Raw genomic sequence first — 22,189 nt, 5'->3', positions numbered from 1 at the left:
GAACGGCAAGTAAGAATGGTACGACTGTTGCACTGAATGTTTTCATGTTTGTCTTTAAGCTGCTTACTCTGTGGATCTTATTGCTTTGAGCATTTTTTCGAAGATCTTCTTTTTGTCGGGATCAGAATCATTTTTGATATCGATGTTCAGCAGTGCGTTGCTTGCAGCGATGCGGACGTCTTTGTTGGGATCATCTCTTTTAGCTGCCTCAAGCGTTTGTCTGACCTTTTCGTTTACTGTGCCAAATTCCAATAATGACATTATAGCTATCTCGCGGACTTGCGGATTTTCATCTTTTACTGATGCACAGAGTGCATCTGTGATCTTTGTCCGGAGTTGGTTGTCCACAGAGAGGCCTGCGCGGGCCTTTGCTGAAGCGGCCCGGACCTTGACGTTTTGATGGTTTTCAAGGTTGTTCAAGAGCTCGACAGAAAGAGCAGGAGCTGCTATCTTGAGATTTGCGATTGCTTCAAGAGCCATGGCGCTGACATCTGGATCAGGATGGGCGGCAACAGTGGCGAGGGGTTGGATATTGTCAATTGATTCGGCGGCAATATCTCGGATTCGGCCATTAAGGCTTGCGAGAGCAGCAGCAGCGTGAAATTTTGCGGCGTCGTCTTTTAGTGAGTTTATAAGCTGGGTCGTTGTCTCAATGACTGTAGACCGCCAGAGTTTGCGGGGGAAGTCATCAGAGAAGGAGTTATCGTCTTTGTTGAAACCATAGTGCTGGGCGGAGTGAAGGAGTATTGCCGCGAGCCAAGGCTCAGATTTCAGGTATTTTTTGGCCTGCTGGACCATGTCGGCGGCTGGGTGATCGGAATCATGCGTCTGGATGGATGCGAGCAGATTTCGGATGATCGGCCAGTCTTTCTTTACGGCAGTCCTGACGGAGTCGTTTGCATCTTCTAATGCGCGTAGATTTATTTTCAGTCTGTGCTGGTCATCCCAAAGTTGGCCGCCTGATAATGCTTTAAGACCTGTAAGGAAACCGTAAGCACCTTTTAGATGGGGGGTTTCGATCTTATAAAGTTTGCTGTTTGGCCTTGCGCCCATGTAAGAAGTCTTGAAGACGGCCAAAGAATAGTTGAGAAGCAGGTTTTCGAGGCTATCATTTTCGGCATCTATGGATGAGAAATCCCGCGACTGCAACATTGTATAGAGTTCGTAGTCGGTTTGAGGTATGGCTTGTGAGCGGGCGAATTCGAGCAACTGCTTCTTACGGGATTGGGGCAATTCAGACTGTTCGATCTCTTTGATGACCGCCTCCTTAAAAGCGTCGGAGTCGCATTGTGCAGTATGCAGGGTGATCATCAGTTCATATTTACCGGCAAATTCCATTTTTGTCATGTGGGACATTGAACTGCCTGACCATGTCTGAAAGCGGGTGGTGAGGCATTTAGCTGAAGGGATAAGCATCTTGTATGGGCCAAGGTAGAGCCATTCGCTATCATAGCTTATATCTTCTGGAAGGCTGAAAGATGTCTGGCCGTCAAAGGTTTTTTTCAGTCGAGGTCCATTTTCGGATGAGAGGGAGAGCATTTTTATTCTGACGGCCAGCGAGCTCTTGAGTATCTGCTCAGAATTGGCGGTGTCTGTTGATCGTTCAGTCTGAGCCTGCTGAGCGTGTAGTGTGTTCGGGGTTGCAAAAATGATGAAAAACAAAACGAATAGACGGATCAGTTTTGAGTACATTATATATTCCTTGGATTGTGAGCGATTTGCAATGATCAGTTTAGCAGGTTTTGGGGTGGTGGGCAAGTTGTTTGTCTGGAATGGTTGTTTTGGGTGGTTTGGGGTGGTAAGTGTTGGGGAAATGGTTATAATGCGGGGTTTGGGAGCCGGTTTTGAAAGGCTTTCGGTTTTTTTGATCGTTATGGATAGTGTGTTTAGATTCTTGGGGATTTATTGATATGTCAGAGCGTACATTGATCGTTGTTAAGCCGGACGGTGTTCAGCGTGGGTTGGCTGGAGAGATAATTTCGCGGTTTGAGCGTAAGGGTTTCAAGCTGGCGGGATCGAAGTTTATGCGGGTGAGCGAGGAGCTTGCGCGGAAGCATTACCAGGTGCATGAGGGGAAGTATTTTTATGATCGGCTGGTGCGGTATATCTGTTCGGGGCCGGTGCTTGCGATGGTTTGGGAGGCGGAGGGGATCATTGCGATGTCGCGGAAGATGATGGGGGCGACGTTCGGGTATGATGCGGAGCCGGGGACGATACGCGGGGACTATAGCTGCAGCAAGGGGAACAATCTGGTGCACGGGTCGGACTCAGTGGAGAGTGCGGAGTTCGAGATCGGGCTGTGGTTTGATGAGGGTGAGCTGGTGAGCTGGGAGCCGGCGAACGAGCACTGGCTGAGGGGGGAGAAGGATTAGGGAGGCAGGACTTTGATGCGGATGGTATGATAAATATAGAGTAGTTAGGTCCATGGACGTTGTAATGGATTCGGGCGTTTATGGGCGTTGGGTTCGTGCATGCGCACCCGCCATGTTCTCTGGGCCCCGGCTCGGAGGCCGGGGTGACAATCTTTTTTCGCGATGATGATTTGTGCTGGGCCTGCCTGAGGCGAATGGCAATACCTGGTCGCCGTTTGTGTTTGTTTTGGTGGGCGCGCTGGTGGATGCGACTGGCGTTTTGTTCTGTTGGTCCCAAGGCGAGTTTGGTATATAAGGGTGTGAAAATTGCATCGTTATGATGGGAGGTTTTGGGCGGATATGGAGGTGTTGGCACATCGGGGTAATTCGGGTTTTTTGCCGGAGAATAGTATGGCGTCGGTGAGGAGTGCGTGGGATGCGGGTGCGGACGGTGTCGAGGTGGATGTGCATATGACGCGGGACGGGGAGGTGGTCGTGATACATGATGCGGATACGGGGCGGACGGGTGACAGGCGGCTGGTGGTGAAGGATTCGACTTACGATGAGCTGCGTGCTGTGGATGTGGGCGGAGGTGAGGCGGGGGATTTTGCGGGGGAGCGGATACCGCGGCTGGGGGAGGTTATCGAGACGCTGCCGGCGGGGAAGAGGCTTTTCGTTGAGGTCAAGTGCGGCGGGGAGATCGTGCAGGGGCTAAGGCGGGTCATCGAGGGCAGCGGCAAGGAGGGGCAGATTGCGGTGATATGCCTTGCGGCCGATGTGCTGGAGCTGGCTGCGGGGGCTATGCCCGGGGTTAAGATGTATTGGGTTCTGGGTTCGAGAGAGGATGATGACGGGGAGTATGCGGTTTATGATGATGCGCTGATAGGGGGAGCGGCGGAGCGGGGGTTTGACGGGCTAGACGTATATCATGAGGCGTTGACGGCGGAGTATGTGGAGAAGGCGAAGCGGGCGGGGCTGGAGATATATGTTTGGGGTGTAAATGAGCTTGCGGCGGCGGAACGGATGCTGAGGATCGGTGTCGACGGGGTGACGACCGATTATCCGGCGGATGTGATGCGGATGCCTGGTTGAGGGCTGTGCGGTTTTTGGAGAGCAGGCGGTTAGTCGGCGGATTTGTGTTTGGGAAGCTGTGCGGTTATGGCGCGGGCAACCTGTTCGGCCTGGAGTTTTCGGGCTTCGTTGGTGTAGTGTACGCCGTCGGGGAGGAAGTATTCGGGGTGGCCGGTGATGAGGGCATTTAGGTCGTTTATTGCGATGGGTTTGTCTGAGGCTGCGATGTGTTCGGCGGCTATTTTGTTGCGAGCGGGGACGCGGTCGACGAAGTCGGCGAAGGCGCCGGTCGGCTGGACGGGGGTACTGGTCGCCCAGATGAGGCGGGCCTGGGGTGCGTATTTTTCGAGTGTTTCGAGCATGCGGGGGAAGGCGGCGGCGTATTCAGCTTCGGTGGAGGGTCGGCCGTGGAGTCCGTTGTTGAAGTGGATGACGGCATAGGGGTACTGCTTGAGGACGAGGGTCAGTTCGTCGTAGAAGACGGGGTCGGCGAGGTCGCGGGAGGTTGTGTAGCGGGCGCAGTTGGCGGTTTCTTTGAGCTGGGCCTCGACGTGGGGGAAGTAGCCGCGGGTGATGGAGTCACCGATCATGAGGACGCGGGGGAGGTCGTTCTGGTTTGCGTTGGTAATCCAGATGTCGCACCATTCGATGCGTTCGCGGTTCGGTTCGGGGATGTCGGCGGTTGGTGTCGTGGCTGCGCAGCCGGCGAGGAAAGAGATTGCGATTATGGCGGGGATGGTTATAATTGTTCGCATTGGGAATCCTTTTCGCAAGTTAATGTTTTGGCATGGTTTTGTGATACCGTACGGGTGGAGTGGAGTCAAGGGAAATGAGAGGCGACATGCGAACGATGAAGCGAAATGTTACTGAATTGATCAGGCGGGTTTTGCTGGTTGGGGTTGGGGGGTTCGTGCTTTATTTTGGTTCATCACGGAATACCGGGGAAATAGACATCAACGGCAGTACTTTGTAGCTTTTAGTTACCCGACTATTAGCTCAAAGGAGACTGCCGTTGACTGGACAACATCTTATCAAAAAACTCGGCCAATGGGAAGGATATCGTGTTGGAACTGTTGGGCCTGCTAAGAAAGGCCCTGAATTCTGGGTCGAATTGATACCTGAATATGGCCATGGAATTTGCGACGGCTGCGGCCAGGAATGCAGCAGCGTTCACGAGACCGTCCAGCGTTGGATCCGCGATCTGCCGGTCTTCGACAAGACTACCCACCTGCTCGTTCACCGAAGGCGTCTGCTGTGCCCCAGATGCGGGCCGAAGCTTGAACGAATCTCCTGGCTGGACCGTTACAGCCGCCACACTACCCGGCTGGTCGAATCGGTCGCCAGGCTGTGTGATGTGATGAGCATAAAGCATGTGGCCGAGTATTTTTCGCTGTCCTGGTCGACCGTCAAGGACATCCACAAGCGGCATCTCAAGAAGAAGCTGGGCCCTGTCGACCTGTCGAATGTGGAGCTGCTGGCGATGGATGAATTCGCCATTCAAAAGGGCCACAGATATGCAACGGTTATCATCGATCCGACCTGCAAGAAAGTGCTCTGGGTGGGCCGAGGGCGTTCGAGAGCCTCTATCAGGCCATTCTTCGAAATGCTCGGCGACCGCTGCAAAGACATCAAAGCAGTAGCAATGGACATGAACGCCAGCTTCGAGCAGGAGGTTCAGCTGCATTGTCCGCAGGCAGAAATAGTTTATGATCTGTTCCATGTCGTGGCCAAGTACGGCCGTGAAGTGATCGATCGGGTCAGGGTCGATCAGGCCAATCGACTACGAGACGACAAGCCCGCCCGCAGGGTGATCAAGGGCTCGCGCTGGCTGCTGCTTCGCAATCGTGAGAACATCGAAAAGCCTGAGGACCTGGTTCGCCTCGATGAGCTGTTGGCCGCCAACGAGTCGCTGATGACGACCTACGTGATGAAGGATGATCTCAAGCTGCTGTGGAATCTGAGCGATCGCAAGGCCGCCGAATCGTGCTGGGGTCAGTGGCTCGATCGAGCCATGCAAAGCGGGATTGAGCCGCTGATGAAGTTTGCCAAAAGGCTGAGCAAATACGCCGCCGGAATCATCGCACACAGCAGATGGCCGCTGCATACGTCACTGCTGGAGGGGATCAATAACAAGATCAAAACCATCAAGCGACAGGCATACGGCTATCGAGACGATGAATATTTCTTCCTGAGAATAAGAGCAGCATTCCCCGGTATTCCGTGATGAACCTTTATTTTGTGGTCATGATCGGGTGGATGATGGGTTGGCCCGTGGTGGAGGATCATTGGCATCGGCGGGATTTTGTTGCGGCTGAGTGGCGTTGGCCGAGCAATGAGGATCATATGTGGCCGAGCCGGTTGTGCATGGTGGATGATCTTATGGCGAGCGGGCGGCTGGATGGGCTTCGCCGGGATGAGGTGGTTGAGCTGCTTGGTCCGGGGCAGGCGAAAGACGACCTGCCGGGCGGTGACTGGTCGGGCGGAATAATGTATCATCTTGGGCCGGAGAGAGGGTTTATTCGCATCGATTCGGAGTGGCTGTTTGTGGAGTTTGATGGGGCGGGGATTGTTAGTGATTATGGGTTGTATCGGGATTGAGTTATTATGGTGGTGGCTGAGGGCGCGGCGGATCACTTCGATATCGGCCGGGTCGCAGTTGAGGTTGTCAATGCAGTCGGAGCCGTAGGGGCTGTTGTCTTTTGGCCAGACTGGGATGATTAGCGAGAAGCGATATATTTGTGGCATCATAACGAATTAAGATAATTTGCTACCCGAGAAAAACCGAGGTGAAGAGCCAGTTCATACGGGGTGAATTCTTTTGCCTGTTGCTTTGAATTTGAAGCTGGTGCGTATAGTTGGGCCGGGAGTTTGCATACAGCATTCACTTTCGCCCCATACTTAATAAGTAACTTGGCCATTTTCAGCATTTTGGTTTCATTTTCAGAAAGCATTCGTGACGAAATAGCCAAATGTAGGGGGCTAATGGGGCCACCACGAAGATCTGGGAAAAGGCCTGGTGGAATTTCTTCTTTGTCAGCTCGGTCGGCTGCTTGAAAAGTGGGCTTGTTAACATCTGCCCCTTGCATGAGAAGATATTCTGCCACTTTAAGCCTCCCACCGCTCACTGCTAGCTGAAGAGGTGTTCGGCCATAAACAGGAGGCTTGGACTCTGAAGAACCTCTCACAATTGTGCTATCATATTTTGAAGCAAGCTCATCGAACTTTGTATTAATAGCATCAACATTTGCACCGGCATCCACAAGTATTCGAACCCAATCCAAGCTAGTGCCGTTTCAATTATCTAAGTTTAACTTTTGCTGATTTTTTTTATTGCGATATGCTACGTATCTATTCAGAGCGATTTTAAGCTCATTGTGGTTTTGATAATTAGTTCCGCGTATGACGAATTCCTTAACATGGGTAAACTGACATTCGATAGGATTTAGCCATGATGCGTTGGTCGGCGTCCAGATCAGATGAATATTGTTCTCGCGACAGTACCGCAGAACCTTTTCCTTGCGGTGCGGCGAAAAATTGTCCAGTATCAGGTGTATCCGCTGGTTCGCCGGATACTTTTTCCTGGTCAGTTTCAAAACTTCCAAGAACTCCTGATGCCGCTTGCGTGGCCGAACATATCCCCAGAGCTTTTTCTGATGGACATCGTAAAACGCCAGCCAGTGCTGAACGCCGTGTTTGCGGGTATAGGTCGCAGGCAGCCTCTTGGGATGGTCGGTATGACAGTAATTTTGGCCCGGCTGAGGACGAACCTCCAGCGGTCCGAACTCGTCGAATGATATGGTCGGCCCGTTTGAGGCCGGCTGGTTCACATATCTGCGAATTAGTTTTTTTTAGACTTGAGATTGGGGTCGTTGCACTCTTTCCACGTCTTTGTCCGCCGGAGCTTGACCTTCTTTTCACGCAGGATGGTCCTGAGTGTTTCAATGCTGATCGTAGGAACGATCTTTTCCTGGACAAGATATTCACGCAGTTTTTCCAGCGACCACCGCTTAAAAGGGCAGTCCAGAAGGTCGGGCGGACATTTTGCAGTCTCGGCAATAATGGCCTTGTCGTCCTCGGTAAACTCCGGCGGTCTTCCCGGCCGGGGCTTGGGCTCCAACGCCTTAAGGCCGCGTTGGTTAAAGTCTTTGATGATGACCCTGACATGGTGCGGCGAATAGTGAACCAGCTCGGCGATAGCAGGAACTTTATAGCCCTGGTTAGAGGCAAGAATGACTTGGCCGCGACGAATCTTGATTCGGCTTTTGCTGCTGCGGAGTATCCGCTGAATTTGCTGGCCTTCACTGGTACTGAGGTCTCTGGCGTACAGACACATAAGAAATCCCTTTCTCTGCTTGTAAGCGTGAAATTATTTCTTCGTGTCATTCTATATAATACCAGATTATGCATGGCGCAAGTCTTAAATCATGGAAAAGTTAAAATTATATTTCGGAAACGGCACTAGAATAACGGGGTTGAGCATTCGTTGTGTTCGTGTTAACTGCTACATGTAGAGGCGTCCAGCCTAAAGAGGTCTTTACGTTGACATTTGTACCGGCTTCTATCAGCAAGCTTAAGTTTTGTATGTTGCCGGACCTTATGGCGTAGAATATTGGATGAAGTTCAAAAGTGCCCGCAGATTTGTTGGGATCAGCATCGTAACGCAGGAGTAATTTGACCATTCGTGGCTTATCAGTTCGAAGACTGAACACCAGGGGCGTAACGCCTCCTGAGCTCATTCCATCAACATCTACACCTGCTTGTATGAGCTTTGCTGCTATGTCAGCTTTTTCTGCTTTGCATGCCTCTATCAGTATGTCAACACCTTTGTCCCCCTGTAGTATGTCGGGGTTACGATCAAAAACATTTTGCATCGCTGCCCAATCGCCGTCTTTACAGGCTTCAAGCATCTCGTCTTCGGGTGCTTTGCTGCAGGACGTTATAGGCAACACCAAGGAACAAGCAGCTACTATGAGCATTTCACACAAATTTCGTAGTATTCGTTTACTCATACAAGCAGATTAAATCCAATGATGGTAGAAAGCAACAGAAATATAAATTGCAAATACTAGAGTACTTATTATTGTGATCGCACTTGTTTTTCTACATGCGGGTTTTTGCAGGAAACAAATAGAGCAAATAAAACTAATCAACTGAACAACAGATGCGATTATTATGCCATAGAAGGAAACAGCATAGTTAGCCAAACTAGAAAATTCGTTTTGTATTGGCGCTGTATTCCTATAGATCAGACTGGCAAAAAATATGCCCCAGCCAGCAATGGTAATAACAATACTGCAGGCAGCTTTTGTTTTTTGTGGCATTAATTTTTTCTCAGGAAATACTGTATGCTCTTGTTGTTAACGAACGTTTGATTTTATTACCCGGGCGTCTATGCAGCCGGGGCGGACATTATGGATTCTGCAAGGAGCTAGCCGAAGTATAACGGATTGATGGAGGGGGAACAACCTTTTTTTGCGGGTGGTTTCGGGCAGGTTGACATGATTCAACACAAAGGTTGGGTGCATGCGATTTGGGGGGCGAACTGTTGTTATTGATGGTGAGTGTGAAAGGCATGGAGTAAAGAAATATGGAGTAGTTAGGTCCATGGATATTGTAATGAATTCGGGCGTTTATGGGCGTTGGGTTCGTGCATGCGCACCCGCCATGTTCTCTGGGCCCCGGCTCGGAGGCCGGGGTGACGATCTTTTTTCGCGACTGTTGTTTTTATGCTGGGTCCGCCTGCGACGGATGACAGGCACAGTGCTAGTGCGTGAAAAGGTTGATTTATTTTTCGTCGAGGAGGGATTTTTTTCTTAGGATGTGGTGGTAGTGCTGGGCGAAGCGGTGGGCCTCGTCTCGGACGTACTGTAGGAGTTTGCGGGCGGGGTTGTGTGCTGCGAGGCGGATTGGGTCCTCGCGGTCGGGGGTGAATATTTCTTCGTGTTTTTTGGCGAGGCCTATGATGAGGGGGACGGGTGCGTCTATTTCGTGGAGGGCAGCGAGTGCTGCGTTTAGCTGGCCCCGGCCGCCGTCGATGAGGATGAGGTCGGGGAGGAGTTCTTCGCCTTTTGCGGCCTGGCGGTAGCGGCGGGTGATGACCTCTTTCATGGATGCGTAGTCGTCGATGCCTTTTACGGTTTTGATCTTGAAGCGTCTGTAGCCGGACTTGAAGGGTCGGCCGTCGATGAACTTTACGAGCGAGGCGACGGTGTCGGTGCCGGAGATGTGGGCAATGTCGAAACCTTCGATGATGCGGATGGGTTCGTCGGCCTTGAGGATCTTGCGGAGACGGTCGAGTGCGTCGGTTGGGTCCTTGGCGAAGACCTCGGGCTGGACGTGGTCCTCGACTGAGCCGCGTTCGTCGAGGCGTTCGATGAGGCGGACGCGGTCGCGGTACATGGCGGCGCGTTCGAAGTCGAGGTCCTTTGATGCTTTGTTCATTTTGCGGCGGAGGTCGGCGAGGACGGTTGAGCGTTTGGAGTTTAGGAAGCGGGTGAGGTCGCCGATGAGTTTGCGGTATTCGTCTTTGTCGATGCGGGCGGCGCAGGGTGCGGTGCACTGTTTGATGGAGTAGAGCAGGCAGGGTCGGAAGAAGCGGCGTTTGGCGTCTGCGGCGTCGATCTCTAGATGGCAGGTGCGGAACTTGTATATTTTCTGGAGGAGAACGAGGACGGCGCGGAGGTCACGGCCTGTGGTGAACGGGCCGAACAGGCGGGACTTGTCGCTTTTGGGGTTGCGGGTGATGTATACGCCGGGGAAGTCGTCCTGGGTGGTGATCTCGAGGTAGGGGAAGGATTTGTCGTCGGTGAGCTGGGAGTTGTACGGCGGGTGGATGTCCTTGATGAGGCGGGCCTCGCGGAGTACGGCGTCTATTTCGGATTCGCATTCGAGGTAGTCGACGGTGCGGGTGCGGGAGACCATATCGACGATCCACTGGCCGCGGGAGGAGGCGAGGTCGGAGGACCGCTGGAAGTATGAGGCGACGCGGGAACGGAGGTTTTTGGCTTTGCCGATGTAGAGGACGGTGTCTCGGGCGTCCTTCATGAAGTATAGACCGGGGGCGGCGGGGAAGTCCTTGATCTTAGCCCGGATGCGGTCGAGTCGGTTTTCGTCTGGTGTTTTTTCGTGCATTGTTTCGGCTTTCGTTAGGTGTTTGGATGTAAGTATAGCCTATACGGACGCGGGAGGGAAGGGTGCGGTTGCTGCGAGCATACAGGAGAGGTTCGTCCAAAAAAATCATCATGCAAAAGCTGTTTATATTTTGAAAACACGCATTATTATCGGGCAAAGGGTTGGGGGCGGGCAAAAAAGCTTGACTTTAAAGAGTCAGATGGGTATACTACACCTATAATCCGGACAAGCTGCACGGGGATATGTTACTGTTACGATCGCTCACCGGAGCGTTTTTATCGTTACCCTGAATATACTTTTAGGAGGGACACATGAAAAGATCGATTTTACTATTGTTTGTTGTGATGTTTGCAGTTTCGGCACAGGCTGGAGTTTCGTTGACAACCACAGGCAACAGTGACGGCATGTCGAGGTATTACCGCACGGCTGGGTGGAGTCCGTATACCAGTTACAGCGAGGGGAACATTACTGACACTGTCCTGAACGGGCAAAAAGACCAGTCATACCCTGATTACTGGGCGTACGTTCCGGTTCTGGAGTTTAATATGAGCGACTATAATGGTACGGCTGCCGAGATCACAGCGGCCACGCTCAATGTTTACATGCCAACTGCCGGCAGCGGCACGATCGGTGTCAAATATGCAGGCGAAGCTGACGGCGTTATAGACTACGACAGCAGGAGCGGAACGAAGATCGCGGAATTCAATGCGGCGACCACCGTAGGATGGTACACGCTGGATGTAACAGATCAGATCAAGGAAGCGGTAGAGAATAGTTACGGCTGGGTTGGTTTCGTGATCGATCCTGATTCTTACGGTGATCAGGTGAATGTGGCCGCATATGAGTCCGGCAACGGTGCGAGCATTATGGTAGTTCCGGAACCTGCGACGATGCTGCTGCTTGGCATTGGCGGGCTGGCGACTGTTCGGAGGAAGAAGGCGGTTTAGTCAGTATATTGCTATTGTGCTATAAACCCCGGCTGCGGCAGGAACGCTCGGCTGGGGTTTTTTGATTTACGAATTGCTGCTTCCGTGGCCGCCGCAGAATTTAACAGCCGCGCCTCCGACGAACTTTTCGGTTGGTCCATTCTCGGCGGACCGTGAAATTATGCGGCTGGGGAGTTCGGAAATCTGTAAGAAATGGAGTTATTTCCATGCGAGGATGAGGGCGGTTTTGGGTTGGGGTCTATTTTGGGCAAAGAATCGAGTTTGGGCCAGACTTTTTCTTTGAGGTATGTCTGCCACTTTTTGAGTTTTTCGGGGGCTATGACGTAGTCGCCAGCATGGGGGATTCTGATGTAGTTGCCCGTTCGGCTGAGGAAGAATATCTTCTCTTTGCCATCGGGGAAGTGAACAACAGATGCGTATCCGTCTTTCCAGTCGTAAAAATCAGTGTTCCAGTAAGCTCGGCTCATGCAATCGCGGAAAAGCTGGATGTCTATTTCGACGGGTGGATTCTTTTTGAGGGCGACGATGGTTGCCTTTGCCAGAGATTTATTCTTCAGGTCGGTTTGGTTGATGTTATATACGTTTATCTGATCGATACTTCTTAAATAGTAAGCGTCTCGAAGGTGTCCGTAATCGCCCCAAGGGTGCGGGTTGAATTCGTATAAAATGTCGTCGCCTTCGCCTTTTTCGTACTTGCCGTTTGGGCCTGAGCTGATGAGTTGATAGTTTTCGGGTGAGAGAATTTCGAGGCAGGCTGGTCGGCCCCAGTCATCTAGCAGGACTCCCCTTTCGATGGAACTGCCGAACTCGTAGTGTAAATCGTAATCATCCTGGTCTGAGGGAGACTGTGCTTGCAGGATATGCAAACAGATATCCGGTATTCCTCGCGGCGGTCTGTTCAGGGGCCACCAGGTTTGGGCATATGTGACAAAACGTGAAAAGCGGATGCGGGTTTGGATTTCCAAATGGCCGTTATGCTGCATCTGATTGTACTGCCAGCAGCTATTGGCTTTGTAGGCAATGCCGGAGATTATGAATATCCATGCCAGTATTAATATGACTTTTCGCTTCACGGCAACACCCGGAATCATAATCCATCTTGCTTATTCGGCACATCTAGATTCATTGTAGTGACTTGCAGGCTGATGACAAGGACAAACGGTATCACGCTTGCAGCACATTACTGAATTAGGCTGCTACTTTTTGGGTTTGTTGGCTTTCAGGGAGGTTATTACTTGTTGGAGGGTTATTTTTGCGGCGGTTTGGGCTGTTTTTGTTGGGACGTTGGGGGCGATGTGGATGAAGCCTGCGGCGGTGCAGGGGTTTGGTGAGTCGGGGGAGGAGTTGGCGCGTTGGTACTGGGCGACTTTGTATGCGGTGTAGTTGCAGAGGAATGAGCCGGGGTGGCCGGTCCAGTCTACCCATGCGGTGAGGGGGAGGTCGGCGGCGTTTACTGCGTCGGCGATCTGCTGGGCGGGGAGCGTGAGGTTCAGGACGCGGGCGGGTGCGGAGGTTGTGATCGCGGTGTCGCTGGTCGGCTGGGTCGGGGCGGAGTAGTCGTCGACCCATTCGGTGCGGTTGATGGCGTTGTATTCGATCTCCCATGGGCCGTCGCCTCGTCCGAAGGCGATGATGGCACGGGGGCGGTGTTTGCGGGTGAGGCGGTCGAGGTCGGCTGAGACGGCCTGGTAGTCGACGCGGAAGGTGCCTGTGCCGGCGGGGTTTGCGTCGGTGCCGTTGGGGAAGGTTGGGAAGTAGGCGTAGACGTCGCAGCCGAGGTTTCGCCAGTTTTGGCCGGCCCAGGTGCCGCCGTTGAGTTCGGGGTCGGGTGAGAACGGGCGGAGCATTTCGTTGGACGGGGGCCAGAAGCCGGTGAGCAGGACGGTTGGACGGTCGGCGGTTGTGCAGCCCGCGGAGGTGAGGGCGAGGGCGGTGAGCGCTATGATGATGGTGGTTGGTTTCATGTGGGTATTGTAGCGGTTTGGGGTGCGGATGGCAATCTTAGGCGCTGCTCGTGTTATTTAGGCGGCTGGGGGTTTTGTTCGGTTTCATCATTATCCTCGAGCTGCTCGGCTTTTTTAAGCTCGCGTTGGGCCATTACCCTGAAAAACATAAAGACGCCAAGACCGAAGATGGCGGTAAGTGAAAGACTCAGAATAGCCACATCTGCATCCAGCGTTCCATCCTTGACGAGCACATACATTGAGACAGCGGCCATTGCGAGTCCACTTAATATCGCAAAGAGCATAAGTTTGTATGGCGGCTTTTTTGTGATTAGTAGGCTGTTCTTTTTGTTTAGGCCATGCTTTTTGCGGTTACGTCGCATTAAGAATATGTAGACTGCCATGCCGAGCATTGGGGCGATGGTAAAGACTTGTTCGAGGTCCATGAGTTTATCCTTTTTATCTCAGCGTTTGTCAAGGGTTGGGATACAATAGTGAAAATAGGGCTATTTCGAAGATTCGCATTGAGTTTCGGAGTCCTTTGGAAATCATGCTTGCTTTTTTATGCGGCTGGGGGGTTTTGTTCGGTTTCATTGTTTTGGTCTTGCTGCTGGTTCTTTTTGATCTGGTTTTCGCACCACTTTTTCAGGAAAGCAAATAATGCGAGATCGATCAGTGTAACTGATGCGACGATGATAAAGGCAAGATAAGCAGGGAAATCGGTTGTTTTGACGAGCCAATACATCATTAGTGACAGGGTCAAAAGTGCTGTTACAATAGTCCAGAAAATCTGCCATGTAGGGAACTTCTTAATCTTGGCAAGTTCCTGTTCTGCAGTGATGCCGTGCTTTTTGCGATGGCGTAGCCTGAGAAATTCATAGACCGTTATGCCGGCAGCGGGGCCGATGATTACCAAGGCGTCGAAATCGATAAAACTTAGAAGGTGGTTCACAATCAGCCTTTCAAGTGGGATTGAGAATGCGAATTTCTATTTTTACCCATTATATCGGCTGAAGAAATCGGAGGCAAGTACTATATGGTACTCGCAGGTTGTGGGGGCAAGGGTGATTTTGGCTTAATGTCCGGTGCGTTAGGGAGTGTGGTCAGGCGGTGGATTGTTGTTTTTGTGGTTCGAGCTGGTTTTCTATGAAGATATGTGAGACGGCTTCTACGAACCAGTCGCCGAGTTTTACGCCGAGGTCGACGATGATGTCGGAGGCGGGTTTTACGCCTTGGGTGAGGGTTGTTTCGGCTGCGAGGGATAGTGTTTCGATGGTTTGGGCCTTGGAGACGCGGGGGAAGTTCTCGGGTGTGTCGGGTGTTTTCCAGGCCTGGGTTCTGAGTTTGCGGAGGTAGTTGAAGTAGAGGACCTCGAGTACGGCGGGAGACGGCGGGGAGTCGAAGAGGATGTTTTCGTCGAGAATTTTGTTTTTCTTTTTATTTTCGGCCATTGTGATGCCCCCTTTCGGGTTATAAAGATTCTTTACCCGCTCCTTTATAGTATCGGAATGCGGGGAAGTATGTATTAGCAGAAAATTCGTGGTATTTCTTAGCTGTATGGGGAATTTACCTTAGAACGTTTGGTTTGTCTCTAACCAGAAGGCCGATTAAGAGGACGCCAGGTCAGTTTTCCTTCGAATTACTGATGGGTAAATTTACGGAAGTGGTTTTTTCGGGAAAATTATCGGGCCCTGGTGATATTTCCAGTTGAATGCGATTACGGCGCGGGGGTTATGAGTGCGGAATATTCTGGAGGTTGCGGTTTCGGCGAGGGGTTGAATGGACCTGGCGGGCCGTGATGAGGGCTGATCAGCATAAACCCTTTCACTTCAGCAGTTTAAGCGAATCAGAGCCGGTGGACCCACTGTCCGGGATCGCAGGATCTATTAAGCTCCTATTTTATTGTGCGGTTGTTAACAATAATTTTTTGTTTTCGTAATCTCAAGCTATTTAAGGGTTAATGAAAACGGGCATTTTTTTGCGCTTTTTTGTCTTGCATGTGAAACTTTGTGGTCTATTATTGGGTAGTAATAAATGCCAGATGTTGATATGTCATGGGGGCGTTTACTACATGTTGTGGTGGAGGTAGTCGAGGGGATGATGAACTCCAAAAAGGTATTTTGAGCAGTAGACGCAGTCGCTAGAAGGGAGAAACGCAATGGCCGAAGGGATTTCCAGAGACAAGAGCAAGGACGGGAGCTTTGCCGGTTTTGAGCCGTGGAAAGACAGTTCAAGCGGTAAAAACGACGGTTTGAAGGTGGGGCGCACTTTTTCCGACCCAAGTGTTCATCCGTTTGATGAACTGGAGTGGGATAAGAGAGAGGCGAAGATCGCAGGTGATAACGGCGAGGTGATCTTCGAACAGAAGGACGTCGAGGTTCCTAAGAAGTGGAGCCAGTTGGCGGCGAAAGTGGTCGTGAGCAAGTATTTTTACGGCGATCATGAGACCGGCGAGCGTGAGAACTCGGTAAAGCAGCTTATACACAGGGTCTGCAGGACGATAGCGGACCGGGGTAAGCAGGATGGGTATTTTGCGAGCGACGAGGATGCTGAGAATTTTTATCACGAACTGACATGGCTTTGCGTTAATCAGTACGGCGCGTTCAATTCGCCGGTATGGTTCAACGTGGGGCTGTATGACGTATATGGAGTCGAGGGGAGCAAGCATAATTTTTACTGGGACGCCAAGAAGGGCAAGGCTGTAGAGTGCCCGAACAGTTATAAGTATCCGCAGGCGTCGGCGTGCTTTATTCAGTCGGTCGATGACTCGATGGAAGACATCATGCGGCTGGCGAAGAGCGAGGCGATGCTGTTCAAGCATGGTTCGGGTACGGGTACTGATCTGTCGACGCTTCGCAGCAGCAAGGAGAAGCTGAGCGGCGGGGGCAAGCCGAGCGGACCGTTGAGCTTTATGCGGGTGTTCGATCAGATCGCGGGCGTTATCAAGTCGGGCGGTAAGACAAGGCGTGCTGCGAAGATGCAGTCGCTGATGGTGACGCACCCTGATATTCGTGAATTCATCACGTGCAAGACCGAAGAAGAGAAGAAGGCGTGGGCCCTGATCGAGGAAGGTTACCAGGGTGAGATGAACAGCGAAGCGTACAGCAGCGTTATGTTCCAGAACGCGAATCTGTCGGTCCGGGTGACGGACAACTTCATGGATGCCGTGCAGAAGGACGCAAAGTGGGAGACTGTCTCGGTTACGACGGGCGAGAAGGTTCAGGAGCATCGGGCGGCGGAGCTTTGGGAGCTTATCGCGGAAGGTACGCGTGTGTGCGGTGATCCGGGGCTGCAATATCATACGACGATCAATAAATGGCATACTTGTCCGAACAGCGGGCCGATCAATGCGTCGAATCCGTGCAGCGAGTATATGTTCGTGAACGACTCGGCGTGCAACCTTGCGTCGCTGAATCTGATGAAGTTCCGTACGGAAGACGGCTCGTTCGATATCGAGCGATTCAAGGAGGCTGTTCGCATCTATATTATAGCGCAGGAGATCCTGGTCGATAACGGCAGTTATCCGGAGGCGAGGATCACCGAGAACAGCCATAAGTTCAGGCCGCTGGGGCTTGGATTCGCGAACCTGGGCAGTCTGATCATGAGCATGGCGCTGCCTTACGATTCGGATGAGGGCAGAGCGTGGGCAGGTGCTATCGGCGCGATCATGACCGGTACGGCTTACAGCGCGAGTGCTGAGCTGGCGGGAATCAAGGGTGCGTTCGATGAGTACGAAAAGAACAAGGACCCGATGCTGAAGGTTATCGGGATGCACCGCGAGCGGGCGTATAACATCCCGACGGTGCACTGTCCGGAGTACCTGGTCAACGCGGCGAAGGATGCGTGGGACGATGCTATCTCGGCGGGGAGCAAGTACGGTTTCCGCAATGCACAGGCGACGGTTCTGGCGCCGACGGGTACGATCGGGTTCATGATGGACTGCGATACGACTGGTGTTGAGCCGGACATCGCGCTGGTGAAGTATAAGCTGCTGGCGGGCGGCGGAATGTTCAAGATCGTGAACAGGACGGTGCCGATGGCGCTGGAGGCGCTGGGGTACAGTGCCGAGGAGATCAAGAAGATCTGCGATACGATCGATCAGGACGATACGATCGAGACGTCGGATGTGCTCAACGAAGAGCATCTGCCGGTGTTCGACTGTGCGTTCCAGGCTCGCAAGGGTAAGCGTTATATCCATTATCTTGCACATCTGCGGATGATGGCGGCGGTTCAGCCGTTCATCAGCGGTGCGATAAGCAAGACGATCAATATGCCGCACGAGAGCACGACCGAGCAGATCATGGAAGCGTACATGGAAGGCTGGAAGCTGGGGCTCAAGGCGGTTGCGATCTATCGTGACGGCAGTAAGCGGATGCAGCCGGTTAATACGGACGACAAGAGCAAGAAGAAGGAAAAGAAGGCCGTGGCGGAAGAGGCTCCGGTGGCGAAGCCTTACAGAAGGCGACTGCCTGAGACGCGTCAGAGTTTGACGCACAAGTTCAGCGTTGCGGGCCATGAAGGTTATCTTACGGTGGGGCTATATGAGGACGGACAGCCCGGTGAGTTGTTTATCACAATGGCCAAGGAAGGCAGCACCGTTGGGGGACTGATGGACGTGATCGGGACTTGTGTTTCGATGTCGCTGCAGTATGGTGTGCCGCTAGTGACGCTGGTGGACAAGTTCAGGCATGCGAGGTTCGAGCCTGCGGGTATGACGTCGAACCGTGATATTCCGTTCGCGAAGAGTCTGATCGACTATATATTCTGCTGGCTGGGCTGTCAGTTCATTCCGGGTTATGCCGAGAAGAACACGCCTAACCGACCGAAGCAGAGTAAGTCAGCAAAAAAAGAAGGCGCCACCGCCAAGCAGATAGTGGAGAAGACGAAGGATCTGGCGAAGAAGATCGATGAGGCTAAGGCCATCAAGAAGGACGGCGGGTCCGAGAAGGCGAAAAAGCCTGCCGAGCCCAGGGACAAGGACGGCAAGGGTGTGAAGCCTGAGGGTCCGAGGTTCACCGATTCGATCGCTGACAAGGCGGTGGCTGCAGTGAGTACGGTGGTCAAGGACGGAAACGGCGACGGCGAGGCTGGTGTGATGCAGCAGTTTAACAGCCAGTTCGAGCATTTCCAGGACGATGCGCCAGCTTGTGATGTTTGCGGATCGCTTACGGTTCGTAACGGCACGTGTTATAAGTGCTTCAACTGCGGCAACAGCATGGGCTGCAGTTAACAGACAGTTTGACTAGACTTTCAGGGCCATCCTTATTATAAGGGTGGCCTTTTTTAGTGCGCGGAAGCAAATTACGTGATAATTTCTAGTCGGGGAGGAGGAAAAGCGGACATTTGGGTTGACTAATGGGGGCGGGTCTGGTAATTATGACGGCCCTACAATGGTTTTGGCGGGTGTAAATCGCCCTGCCGGGACGATAAAAACAGGTATTTACAAGGAATGGACCCTGTTTTTGGGATTCAGGCCGCACGGATGGGGTGTTTTGTATTTTTGCGCTGAAAAAGCATTGACATTGCGTTTTTGGCGACTATAATATCGCGCTTTCTAAAAATAAAAGTGTGGAGTACTTTGTACAATGAAGTCGTACGTAGCGAAAAAAGAAGAAGTTGCTCGTAGCTGGAAGCTGGTCGACGCTGAGGGGCAGATCCTCGGGCGTCTGGCATCCAAGGTTGCGATGATACTGATGGGTAAGACGAAGCCCACGTATACTCCGAATGTTGACACTGGTGATTATGTAGTCATCGTGAACGCCGAGAAGGTGAAAGTCACCGGCAACAAGGAGTTGAAAAAGGAATACGACCGCTTCAGCGGTTATCCCGGCGGGCGTAAGGTATCGAGCTATGCTGAGGTACTCGAACGGCATCCCGAGCGGATCCTGACGAATGCAATACGCCTGATGCTTCCTAAGAACAGGCTGGGCAAGGAAATGCTGGACAAGCTGAAGGTATACGCTGGTCCTGAGCATAATCATTCGGCACAGAAACCCGAAAAGATTGAACTATAGGTTGTAAAAGAGTAGAGATATGGCTGAAAACACAAACGGCAGTCCGCTGATAGATCCGGCAATCGTGGCAGAGAATCTTGGACTTGACAAGAAGGAAGCCACTGAAGAGAAGAAACAGAAGAAGACCGGCCCAGACCAGGGTGGTTTTTATTGGGGCACGGGCAGACGTAAGAGCAGTGTTGCCAGAGTACGGGTCAAGCCGGGCAGCGGCAAGCTCGAGATCAACGGCAAAGAGCTGATAGAATACTTCAGACTCAAGAAGGACCAGGAGCTGGTTCTTGCACCTTTGCAGGCTGCTAAGGGCGAGAAGTCTTTTGACGTGTTCGTAAACGTCAAGGGCGGCGGCACGACGGGTCAGTCCGGTGCGGTTCGTCTTGGTATTGCAAGAGCGCTGGCAACTTATGATGATGGGCTTTTGCCTGTTCTGCGTGACGGCGGACACCTTACACGTGACAGCCGTATGGTTGAACGTAAGAAGCCTGGTCAGGTTGGTGCACGCCGGAGCTTCCAGTTCTCGAAGCGTTAATTTGCAAAAAGCAGATTTGGTATTACAATGGTCGCCTGGAGGTTGCTCCGGCGGCCATTTTTTTATGTTCACATACGGGGCTCATTAGATGTGATCGCCCTGCCGGTGAAGAGAGTACACGGGATACAGTTTGAAAGGCGAGCCAGATGGTACGTGTTGCGATAGTTGGTGCTAGCGGATATACGGGTGTTGAGTCGATCGAGATACTTTTGCGGCATGAGCAGGCGGAGGTGACGTATCTGAGCGCGATGACGGAGACGGGGAGGGTGGACGAGATATTCGGGCGGCTGCGGGGGCGGTGCGAGCTGGAGGTGGAACATCTGGACTTTAATAAGCTGGGGGAGGTGGCGGACGTGGTGCTGTGCTGTCTTCCGCACAAGGTAGCGATGGGATATGTGCCGAAGATGCTGGATATGGGGTTGAAGGTGGTGGATTTCAGTGCGGATTATCGGCTGCGGGATCTGGAGGCGTATGAGAAGTTTTACAAGGTGGAGCATACGGATCGGGCGAATGTGGCGAAGGCGGCGTTCGGGCTGCCCGAACTGTTCAGGAGCAAGATAGAAGGCGCTCAGTTGGTGGCAAATCCGGGGTGTTATCCGACGGGGGCGATGCTAGCGGTTGCGCCGCTGCTGAAGAACGGGTATATCGAGACGAGCGGGATGGCGGTGAATTCGGTTTCGGGTGCGAGCGGGGCCGGTAAGAAGCCGTCGAAGCTGTGTCATTATCCGAATCTGAATGAGAATCTGGTGCCGTACGGGGTGGGGACGCATCGACATATGCCGGAGATGGAGCAGATCGCGAGCGAGGTGGCGGGGACGGATGTGGAGCTGCTGTTCCAGCCGCATATCGGGGCGTTTGACCGGGGGATCCTGTCGACGGTTTACTGTGATCCGACGCGGGAGTTGAGCAATGACGATCTGGCGGATATTTACCGGGCGTTCTATAAGCGGGAGCGGTTCGTGAGCGTGCTGGGGCAGCCGCCGGCTGTGAAGAATGTGGCGGGGACGAATTACTGCCAGGTTTTCGCGACGGCTGTGAAGGGCAAGATCGTGTGCTTTTCGGTGATCGACAATCTGGTCAAGGGCGCGAGCGGGCAGGCGGTGCAGAACATGAACATCGTATGCGGTTTCGATGAGGCGATGGGGCTGGTGTAAGAATGAGGATTCTTTTTTGTTGACATTGATAGGCCTTCATTGTATAATACGTGTCTTGCAAGGAGGCTTTTTTCGCAAATCAACGCAGGTGGAACCTTTATAACCCATTTTTCAGGAGCAAGGTGATGAGAATTTTTGTGTGTTTAGTGGCAGCAGTGTGTCTTGCGGCAGCGGGTTCAGCATCCGCAGATCTGGTTGTGATAAGCGGCAACACGTCCTCTTCGGCAGATGCCTATGTCAACGGCGGTTCGTCGGACTTTTTTTCTGATTCAGCGACTGTTTCTCCGAGCGGCGGTTCGACCTCTTCATTCGCCACTTCTATGGGGACAATAGATGATCCCGGCGATCCCGGCGATCCCGGCGACCCTGGCGACCCTGGGATGTGGACCGTCGAGGGTGGTCCGATGGGCGATGCGATGGGTGACGTTTCTCTGACGGTGGGCGACAACAGCTTTTCTCTGATGGGCAACAGCCATGCAGGCATTACCACCGGGCCAGGGAATGCTTCGGCCAGCGCTCAGATAACATTTCTTTTCGAACTGACGGAAGAGTCCGATCTGGCGATTACTGCATTTAACGACTTCAGCAACTCGAATTTTGAGATTTCAGCTTCTTCAAGCCTTTACCTTCGTGATTCAGCGAACCAAAATATTATATCGCTGACAAGTCAGTACAGTAATCTTGACGTTACTGTCAGACTGGATGCGGGGATTTATAGTGTTTACGGTACGACCAGTTCTGATGCTGATATCTATACGCCTGTCAGTCAGATGATGTGGGACGCAAGCGGCGGTTTCGAAATGGATGTGACCGCGACGACGGTTCCTGAGCCTGCAACTGTTTCGATGCTTGGGCTTGGACTGCTGGGCGTTTTGAGACGCAGACGCAGGTAAAGTTTGTGATATAGAACTTCAGATTTATAAAGGGCGGTCATTGGGATCGCCCTTTTTTGATGCGCGGACCGTTTGGAAATTTGTCATTGTATCGACGGGTAAGGGTTGCTAGACTGGATGGGAAGATATATTTAACAAAAGCAGTACAGCAACTTATAA

Annotated in this window: 22 protein-coding genes; 10 read left to right on the top strand and 12 right to left on the bottom strand. The window is 52.4% G+C overall.

Annotation, left to right across the window (positions count from 1 at the left end; genetic code table 11):
* Nucleotides 1-63: 63 nt before the first annotated feature.
* A complete protein-coding gene (locus tag STSP2_RS03040; protein WP_146659749.1) occupies nt 64-1,692 on the bottom strand; it encodes a HEAT repeat domain-containing protein in 1,629 nt (542 codons plus the stop codon).
* Between the two features lie 218 nt (nt 1,693-1,910).
* On the opposite strand from STSP2_RS03040, the gene ndk reads away from it, so the two are divergent.
* Nucleotides 1,911-2,372: a nucleoside-diphosphate kinase gene (gene ndk / locus STSP2_RS03035; RefSeq protein WP_146659747.1), complete on the top strand. Its 462-nt coding sequence runs from the start codon at nt 1,911-1,913 to the stop codon at nt 2,370-2,372.
* Nucleotides 2,373-2,711: 339 nt separating this feature from the next.
* Complete coding sequence (locus STSP2_RS03030; RefSeq protein WP_146659745.1) at nt 2,712-3,443, top strand: glycerophosphodiester phosphodiesterase; 732 nt, start codon at nt 2,712-2,714, stop codon at nt 3,441-3,443.
* Nucleotides 3,444-3,472: 29 nt separating this feature from the next.
* Here STSP2_RS03030 and STSP2_RS03025 read toward each other — a convergent pair whose 3' ends face one another.
* Entirely contained in the window at nt 3,473-4,177 is a 705-nt protein-coding gene (locus STSP2_RS03025) for an SGNH/GDSL hydrolase family protein (protein WP_146659743.1), read from the bottom strand.
* A gap of 257 nt (nt 4,178-4,434) precedes the next feature.
* Here STSP2_RS03025 and STSP2_RS03020 point away from each other — a divergent pair, with 257 nt between their 5' ends.
* Both STSP2_RS03020 and STSP2_RS03015 read left to right on the top strand, forming a co-directional pair.
* A complete protein-coding gene (locus tag STSP2_RS03020) occupies nt 4,435-5,646 on the top strand; it encodes an ISL3 family transposase (protein ID WP_146659741.1) in 1,212 nt (403 codons plus the stop codon).
* On the top strand, nt 5,646-6,020 hold the full coding sequence (locus tag STSP2_RS03015; RefSeq protein WP_146659739.1) for a hypothetical protein: 375 nt from the start codon (nt 5,646-5,648) through the stop codon (nt 6,018-6,020). The genes STSP2_RS03020 and STSP2_RS03015 overlap by 1 nt, the downstream gene beginning before the upstream one ends.
* 146 nt (nt 6,021-6,166) lie before the next feature.
* Here the strand turns inward: STSP2_RS03015 and STSP2_RS03010 are convergent, their stop codons facing one another.
* From STSP2_RS03010 to STSP2_RS02990, 5 genes are all read right to left on the bottom strand, one after another.
* Nucleotides 6,167-6,682, bottom strand: coding sequence for an ankyrin repeat domain-containing protein (locus tag STSP2_RS03010; RefSeq protein ID WP_205847976.1), 516 nt, complete (start codon nt 6,680-6,682; stop codon nt 6,167-6,169).
* A 33-nt stretch (nt 6,683-6,715) separates the two neighbouring features.
* A complete protein-coding gene (locus STSP2_RS17965) occupies nt 6,716-7,249 on the bottom strand; it encodes a transposase (protein ID WP_169852935.1) in 534 nt (177 codons plus the stop codon).
* 11 nt (nt 7,250-7,260) lie between these two features.
* Complete coding sequence (locus STSP2_RS03000; protein ID WP_146659735.1) at nt 7,261-7,755, bottom strand: helix-turn-helix domain-containing protein; 495 nt, start codon at nt 7,753-7,755, stop codon at nt 7,261-7,263.
* A gap of 106 nt (nt 7,756-7,861) precedes the next feature.
* Nucleotides 7,862-8,398, bottom strand: coding sequence for an ankyrin repeat domain-containing protein (locus tag STSP2_RS02995; protein WP_169852934.1), 537 nt, complete (start codon nt 8,396-8,398; stop codon nt 7,862-7,864).
* Between the two features lie 808 nt (nt 8,399-9,206).
* On the bottom strand, nt 9,207-10,553 hold the full coding sequence (locus STSP2_RS02990; RefSeq protein ID WP_205847975.1) for an excinuclease ABC subunit UvrC: 1,347 nt from the start codon (nt 10,551-10,553) through the stop codon (nt 9,207-9,209).
* A 311-nt stretch (nt 10,554-10,864) separates the two neighbouring features.
* On the opposite strand from STSP2_RS02990, the gene STSP2_RS02985 reads away from it, so the two are divergent.
* A complete protein-coding gene (locus STSP2_RS02985; protein WP_146659731.1) occupies nt 10,865-11,500 on the top strand; it encodes a PEP-CTERM sorting domain-containing protein in 636 nt (211 codons plus the stop codon).
* 158 nt (nt 11,501-11,658) lie between these two features.
* Here STSP2_RS02985 and STSP2_RS02980 read toward each other — a convergent pair whose 3' ends face one another.
* The 5 genes from STSP2_RS02980 to STSP2_RS02960 form a co-directional block, all read right to left on the bottom strand.
* Nucleotides 11,659-12,573, bottom strand: coding sequence for a hypothetical protein (locus STSP2_RS02980; protein ID WP_146659730.1), 915 nt, complete (start codon nt 12,571-12,573; stop codon nt 11,659-11,661).
* 123 nt (nt 12,574-12,696) lie between these two features.
* Nucleotides 12,697-13,464: a pyroglutamyl-peptidase I family protein gene (locus STSP2_RS02975; protein ID WP_146659728.1), complete on the bottom strand. Its 768-nt coding sequence runs from the start codon at nt 13,462-13,464 to the stop codon at nt 12,697-12,699.
* Nucleotides 13,465-13,517: 53 nt separating this feature from the next.
* Nucleotides 13,518-13,889 (bottom strand): G protein-coupled receptor family protein, encoded by a 372-nt coding sequence (locus tag STSP2_RS02970; RefSeq protein ID WP_146659726.1) that lies wholly within the window; start codon nt 13,887-13,889, stop codon nt 13,518-13,520.
* 116 nt (nt 13,890-14,005) lie between these two features.
* Nucleotides 14,006-14,395, bottom strand: a complete 390-nt coding sequence (locus tag STSP2_RS02965; protein WP_146659724.1) for a hypothetical protein — start codon at nt 14,393-14,395, stop codon at nt 14,006-14,008.
* A 151-nt stretch (nt 14,396-14,546) separates the two neighbouring features.
* Nucleotides 14,547-14,894, bottom strand: a complete 348-nt coding sequence (locus STSP2_RS02960; protein WP_146659722.1) for a hypothetical protein — start codon at nt 14,892-14,894, stop codon at nt 14,547-14,549.
* Nucleotides 14,895-15,601: 707 nt separating this feature from the next.
* Between STSP2_RS02960 and STSP2_RS02955 the strand changes: the two genes are divergently transcribed.
* The 5 genes from STSP2_RS02955 to STSP2_RS02935 all read left to right on the top strand — a co-directional run bounded on the left by STSP2_RS02955 (nt 15,602) and on the right by STSP2_RS02935 (nt 22,030).
* Entirely contained in the window at nt 15,602-18,673 is a 3,072-nt protein-coding gene (locus STSP2_RS02955) for a vitamin B12-dependent ribonucleotide reductase (RefSeq protein ID WP_146659720.1), read from the top strand.
* A gap of 355 nt (nt 18,674-19,028) precedes the next feature.
* Nucleotides 19,029-19,457 carry a 50S ribosomal protein L13 gene (rplM, locus tag STSP2_RS02950; RefSeq protein WP_146659718.1) on the top strand — a complete coding sequence of 143 codons (429 nt, stop codon included), beginning with the start codon at nt 19,029-19,031 and terminating at the stop codon, nt 19,455-19,457.
* A gap of 19 nt (nt 19,458-19,476) precedes the next feature.
* Nucleotides 19,477-19,983: a 30S ribosomal protein S9 gene (gene rpsI / locus STSP2_RS02945; RefSeq protein ID WP_146659716.1), complete on the top strand. Its 507-nt coding sequence runs from the start codon at nt 19,477-19,479 to the stop codon at nt 19,981-19,983.
* 146 nt (nt 19,984-20,129) lie between these two features.
* On the top strand, nt 20,130-21,137 hold the full coding sequence (argC, locus tag STSP2_RS02940; RefSeq protein WP_146659714.1) for an N-acetyl-gamma-glutamyl-phosphate reductase: 1,008 nt from the start codon (nt 20,130-20,132) through the stop codon (nt 21,135-21,137).
* Nucleotides 21,138-21,262: 125 nt separating this feature from the next.
* Nucleotides 21,263-22,030 carry a PEP-CTERM sorting domain-containing protein gene (locus tag STSP2_RS02935; RefSeq protein ID WP_146659712.1) on the top strand — a complete coding sequence of 256 codons (768 nt, stop codon included), beginning with the start codon at nt 21,263-21,265 and terminating at the stop codon, nt 22,028-22,030.
* Nucleotides 22,031-22,189 lie beyond the last annotated feature (159 nt).

It is taken from the genome of Anaerohalosphaera lusitana, assembly GCF_002007645.1.
GTDB lineage: Bacteria > Planctomycetota > Phycisphaerae > Sedimentisphaerales > Anaerohalosphaeraceae > Anaerohalosphaera > Anaerohalosphaera lusitana.
This window is presented reverse-complemented; position numbering and strand designations above follow the sequence as displayed.

Excerpts from the sequence above, each read along its gene's own strand:
- STSP2_RS03015 (WP_146659739.1), top strand. The coding sequence starts at position 5,646 with ATGAACCTTTATTTTGTGGTCATGATCGGGTGGATGATGGGTTGGCCC.
- argC (WP_146659714.1), top strand. The coding sequence starts at position 20,130 with ATGGTACGTGTTGCGATAGTTGGTGCTAGCGGATATACGGGTGTTGAG.
- STSP2_RS02985 (WP_146659731.1), top strand. The coding sequence starts at position 10,865 with ATGAAAAGATCGATTTTACTATTGTTTGTTGTGATGTTTGCAGTTTCG.
- STSP2_RS03025 (WP_146659743.1), bottom strand. The coding sequence starts at position 4,177 with ATGCGAACAATTATAACCATCCCCGCCATAATCGCAATCTCTTTCCTC.
- STSP2_RS02960 (WP_146659722.1), bottom strand. The coding sequence starts at position 14,894 with ATGGCCGAAAATAAAAAGAAAAACAAAATTCTCGACGAAAACATCCTC.
- rplM (WP_146659718.1), top strand. The coding sequence starts at position 19,029 with ATGAAGTCGTACGTAGCGAAAAAAGAAGAAGTTGCTCGTAGCTGGAAG.
- rpsI (WP_146659716.1), top strand. The coding sequence starts at position 19,477 with ATGGCTGAAAACACAAACGGCAGTCCGCTGATAGATCCGGCAATCGTG.
- STSP2_RS02990 (WP_205847975.1), bottom strand. The coding sequence starts at position 10,553 with ATGCACGAAAAAACACCAGACGAAAACCGACTCGACCGCATCCGGGCT.
- STSP2_RS02995 (WP_169852934.1), bottom strand. The coding sequence starts at position 8,398 with ATGCTCATAGTAGCTGCTTGTTCCTTGGTGTTGCCTATAACGTCCTGC.
- STSP2_RS03000 (WP_146659735.1), bottom strand. The coding sequence starts at position 7,755 with ATGTGTCTGTACGCCAGAGACCTCAGTACCAGTGAAGGCCAGCAAATT.
- ndk (WP_146659747.1), top strand. The coding sequence starts at position 1,911 with ATGTCAGAGCGTACATTGATCGTTGTTAAGCCGGACGGTGTTCAGCGT.
- STSP2_RS03040 (WP_146659749.1), bottom strand. The coding sequence starts at position 1,692 with ATGTACTCAAAACTGATCCGTCTATTCGTTTTGTTTTTCATCATTTTT.
- STSP2_RS02970 (WP_146659726.1), bottom strand. The coding sequence starts at position 13,889 with ATGGACCTCGAACAAGTCTTTACCATCGCCCCAATGCTCGGCATGGCA.
- STSP2_RS02955 (WP_146659720.1), top strand. The coding sequence starts at position 15,602 with ATGGCCGAAGGGATTTCCAGAGACAAGAGCAAGGACGGGAGCTTTGCC.
- STSP2_RS02975 (WP_146659728.1), bottom strand. The coding sequence starts at position 13,464 with ATGAAACCAACCACCATCATCATAGCGCTCACCGCCCTCGCCCTCACC.
- STSP2_RS02935 (WP_146659712.1), top strand. The coding sequence starts at position 21,263 with ATGAGAATTTTTGTGTGTTTAGTGGCAGCAGTGTGTCTTGCGGCAGCG.
- STSP2_RS03030 (WP_146659745.1), top strand. The coding sequence starts at position 2,712 with ATGGAGGTGTTGGCACATCGGGGTAATTCGGGTTTTTTGCCGGAGAAT.